The organism is Pseudomonas defluvii (assembly GCF_001695625.1).
Taxonomy (GTDB): domain Bacteria; phylum Pseudomonadota; class Gammaproteobacteria; order Pseudomonadales; family Pseudomonadaceae; genus Aquipseudomonas; species Aquipseudomonas defluvii.
In genome coordinates this window covers 1-4,239 of record NZ_MBPN01000197.1, presented here as the reverse complement: position 1 = coordinate 4,239, position 4,239 = coordinate 1, and the positions used below count along the sequence as shown (strand labels likewise).

Sequence of the window (4,239 nt, the reverse complement as noted above, 5' to 3'; positions counted from 1 at the left end):
CCCCATAAGGCATGACCATGCACAGACCCACAGTAATAAAAACGATGAATAAAAAAACCCGGCCAAGGCCGGGTTTTTTTCAAACGAGGAGAACGCTTAAATCAGCGAACGACCCTTGTTTGCGGCAATGCGCATGCGCAAGGCGTTCAGCTTGATGAAGCCTGCTGCATCGGCCTGGTTGTAAGCACCGCCATCTTCCTCGAAGGTAGCAATGTTGGCGTCGAACAGCGAGTCATCAGACTTGCGACCTGTCACGATCACGTTGCCCTTGTACAGCTTCAGACGTACAACACCGTTCACGTTCACCTGCGAAGCGTCGATCATTTGCTGCAGCATCAGACGCTCTGGGCTCCACCAGTAACCGGTGTAGATCAGGCTGGCGTACTTCGGCATCAGCTCATCTTTCAGGTGAGCGACTTCACGGTCGAGGGTGATCGACTCGATGGCGCGGTGTGCACGCAGCATGATGGTGCCGCCCGGGGTTTCGTAGCACCCACGAGACTTCATGCCGACATAGCGGTTTTCGACGATATCCAGACGCCCGATGCCGTTCTCGCCGCCGATGCGGTTGAGGGTTGCCAGCACGGTAGCGGGGGTCATTTCCACGCCGTCGATAGCAACGATGTCACCGTTGCGGTAGGTCAGTTCGATGTAGGTCGGTACATCCGGCGCGTTTTCCGGCGACTTGGTCCAACGCCACATGTCTTCTTCGTGCTCGGTCCAGGTATCCTCAAGCACACCGCCCTCATAGGAGATGTGCAGCAGGTTGGCGTCCATCGAGTACGGCGACTTCTTCTTGCCGTGACGCTCAATTGGAATCGCGTGCTTCTCGGCATAGTCCATCAGTTTTTCACGCGAGAGCAGGTCCCACTCGCGCCATGGCGCAATAACCTTCACGCCTGGCTTGAGCGCGTAGGCACCCAGCTCGAAACGTACCTGGTCGTTGCCCTTGCCGGTCGCGCCATGAGAAATGGCATCGGCGCCGGTTTCGTTGGCGATTTCGATCAGACGCTTGGCAATCAGCGGACGAGCGATGGAGGTACCCAGCAGGTACTCACCTTCGTAAACGGTGTTGGCGCGGAACATCGGGAACACGAAGTCACGCACAAACTCTTCGCGCAGGTCGTCGATGTAGATCTCTTTGACACCCATGGCCTGAGCCTTGGCGCGGGCCGGTTCGACCTCCTCGCCCTGCCCCAGATCGGCGGTGAAAGTCACCACTTCACAGTTATAGGTATCTTGCAGCCACTTGAGAATTACCGAAGTATCAAGGCCGCCGGAATACGCCAGTACGACCTTTTTTACGTCCGCCATGCCATCACTCCACGGGGTTGTACGGAAAACCAATGATTCTACCGGTCTTACCGCAACATTTACAGTGGGGCGACAGCTTGTGACGACAAAGCGACAGGAACGGTCGAGGGCGCGACGGACGGTCGCCCCTCAACCTCAGGACTTAACGGCCGACTTGGCAACAGAGGTGTTGGCTGCAGGCACTTGGCCTGGTGCTGTCGACGCCGCATCTGGTGCCTTGCCAAGCGGCTTTTCGCTGGCGGCTTCTACCGGCTTTTCAACGGGCGCCACTCGGTCCAACTGAATGTTCACGCGGCGATTGCGCGAGCGGTTGGCCGGGCTGTTGTTCGGTGCAAGAGGATACCGCTCACCATGGAAACGCAGCGTGATCTGCTCTTCTGCAATACCGTGGCTTTTAAGGTAATCCATAACGGCCAGCGCACGCCGACGTGACAGGTCACGGTTGGTCAGGCGATTGCCACTGTTGTCCGAATGGCCATCAAGCTCAATATGATTGACCGTCGGATCAGCCTTGAGGAAGTCGAGGATGATGTCCAGTCGCGCTTGGGCATTGGCATCCAGGTCGATACCGCCACCCGGGAAGTCGACCCGGGTCTGACGCACCTGGTCGTAGTTCATCGGCAACAACTTGGCCGCACAGACCTGGTAGTCACCGTAGGCCTGGCCAAACTTGACCGGCAACACGCGCACTTCCATCGCCCGCCCCGCTTCACCCGCATAATTGCGGACCACGGTACTGCGGCCGTCCAGCAAGCCATTGATCAAACGGCTGGCCTGGCCTTGCGTGCTGTTGAACAGCACACCGTTACGGGCCATGCGCACAGTGCCCAGGTTGATATCGCCACGCCCGGGCTGCCACGGCGCGGCGGCGGCCAGCAAGGTTGCCGAACCTGTACCCAGTACATTGCTGTTCGAACGCAACTGGAAGGTCGGCTGTTCGCCCGCGCGACGCACGAACTCACCGGAGCCGAAATTGGCAATCGGCTGGATCAATCGGCACTCGAACTGATCACCCTCGACCTTCCACTCGACGCTTTCCAGACGCGTCTGGAAAGTAAGTGCCATGGCAGGCAGGCTGGCAAACATGCTGAGCAGGGCTAGATAATGCTGGCGCACGGGCGGCTCCACAAATTTTTCACGGCATACCTGCAAGGTATCGGTAGGCCTTGGCAAAACTTGATAGCGAGTGCTCGGCCCCGGCTTTTCCGGTAGCATTCACCTTGAGTTCGACCCGCCTGGAATCCCCAATGTCCGACCGCCTGACCCTCCTGCGTCCTGACGACTGGCATATCCATCTTCGTGATGGTGCCGTCCTGCCCCACACCGTTGGCGATGTGGCGCGCACCTTTGCCCGCGCGATCATCATGCCAAACCTGGTACCACCAGTGCGCAACGCCGCCGAAGCCGGCGCCTATCGCGAGCGTATCCTCGCGGCCCGTCCGGCTGGTAGCCGCTTCGAGCCGTTGATGGTCCTGTACCTCACCGACCGTACCCAACCCGAGGAAATCCGCGCGGCCAAAGCCAGCGGTTTCGTCCACGCCGCCAAGCTTTATCCAGCGGGTGCGACCACCAACTCGGACTCGGGTGTCACCAGCATCGACAACATCTTCCCGGTGCTCGAGGCCATGGCTGAAGTCGGCATGCCGCTACTGCTCCACGGTGAAGTAACGCGTAGCGAGGTCGACGTCTTCGACCGCGAGAAGCAGTTCATCGACGAACACATGCGCCGCGTAGTCGAGCGTTTCCCGACGCTTAAAGTGGTCTTCGAACACATTACAACGGCCGATGCCGTGCAGTTCGTGACAGAAGCACCGGCCAACGTCGGGGCAACCATTACGGCTCAGCACCTGCTGTACAACCGCAACCACATGCTGGTCGGTGGCATTCGCCCGCACTACTACTGCCTGCCGATCCTCAAGCGCAATACGCACCAGGTCGCCCTGCTCGATGCCGCTACCAGCGGCAACAGCAAGTTCTTCCTGGGCACCGACTCGGCGCCGCATGCCCGTCACGCCAAGGAAGCCGCCTGCGGTTGTGCCGGCTGCTACACCGCCTACGCCGCTATCGAGCTGTATGCCGAAGCATTCGAGCAGCGCAATGCGCTGGACAAACTCGAAGGTTTCGCCAGCCTGCATGGCCCTGCGTTCTACGGCCTGCCGACCAATACCGACACTATTACCCTGGTCCGCGAAAGCTGGACCGCCCCGGATAGCCTGCCATTCGGCGAGCACACCGTGGTACCGCTGCGCGCCGGTGAACAACTGCGCTGGCGCCTGCTGGAGACAAATGCGTGAGTGATGATCACTTCGACCTCGACCAGGAAGGTCATAGCGGCGGCCCGCGTCACCCCATGGCCGAACGCTTTCGTGGTTACCTGCCAGTAGTTGTGGATGTCGAGACGGGCGGTTTCAACTGCGCAACCGACGCCTTGCTGGAAATTGCCGCCGTGACCATCGGCATGGATGAGAAAGGTTTCCTGTTCCCCGAGCACACCTATTTCTTCCGTGTCGAACCGTTTGAAGGCGCCAATATTGAACAGGCCGCACTGGAGTTCACCGGCATCAAGCTGGACCATCCGCTACGCATGGCCGTTAGCGAGGAGGCCGCGCTAACCGACATTTTCCGTGGTGTGCGCAAGGCCTTGAAGGCCAATGGCTGCAAGCGGGCAATTCTGGTCGGCCACAACAGCAGTTTCGACCTGGGCTTCCTCAATGCCGCGGTAGCCCGGAACGATATGAAGCGCAACCCGTTTCATCCGTTCTCCAGTTTCGACACGGCTACCCTGGCGGGCCTGGCCTATGGCCAGACCGTACTGGCCAGGGCCTGTCAAAGTGCCGACATCGACTTTGACGGACGTGAAGCACATTCGGCTCGCTATGACACCGAAAAAACCGCCGAGCTGTTCTGCGGTATAGTCAACCGCTG

4 protein-coding genes are annotated in these 4,239 nt (G+C 59.5%); 2 read left to right on the top strand and 2 right to left on the bottom strand.

Features of this window, described 5'->3' with window-relative positions; translation table 11 throughout:
- Nucleotides 1-96: 96 nt before the first annotated feature.
- Both EKA13_RS26085 and EKA13_RS26080 read right to left on the bottom strand, forming a co-directional pair.
- Nucleotides 97-1,314: an argininosuccinate synthase gene (locus EKA13_RS26085; protein ID WP_065761933.1), complete on the bottom strand. Its 1,218-nt coding sequence runs from the start codon at nucleotides 1,312-1,314 to the stop codon at nucleotides 97-99.
- Between the two features lie 135 nt (nucleotides 1,315-1,449).
- The gene (locus EKA13_RS26080) at nucleotides 1,450-2,430 is read right to left on the bottom strand and encodes a flagellar protein MotY (RefSeq protein WP_065761932.1); all 981 of its coding nucleotides are present in this window, start codon (nucleotides 2,428-2,430) and stop codon (nucleotides 1,450-1,452) included.
- A gap of 131 nt (nucleotides 2,431-2,561) precedes the next feature.
- Between EKA13_RS26080 and pyrC the strand changes: the two genes are divergently transcribed.
- Together pyrC and rnt are read left to right on the top strand one after the other, a co-directional pair.
- On the top strand, nucleotides 2,562-3,608 hold the full coding sequence (gene pyrC / locus EKA13_RS26075) for a dihydroorotase (RefSeq protein ID WP_065761931.1): 1,047 nt from the start codon (nucleotides 2,562-2,564) through the stop codon (nucleotides 3,606-3,608).
- Nucleotides 3,605-4,239, top strand: a 635-nt coding sequence (rnt, locus tag EKA13_RS26070) for a ribonuclease T (protein ID WP_065761930.1), incomplete at its 3' end; no start/stop codon positions are given. The genes pyrC and rnt, both read left to right, overlap by 4 nt.

Excerpts from the sequence above, each read along its gene's own strand:
- EKA13_RS26085 (WP_065761933.1), bottom strand. The coding sequence starts at position 1,314 with ATGGCGGACGTAAAAAAGGTCGTACTGGCGTATTCCGGCGGCCTTGAT.
- pyrC (WP_065761931.1), top strand. The coding sequence starts at position 2,562 with ATGTCCGACCGCCTGACCCTCCTGCGTCCTGACGACTGGCATATCCAT.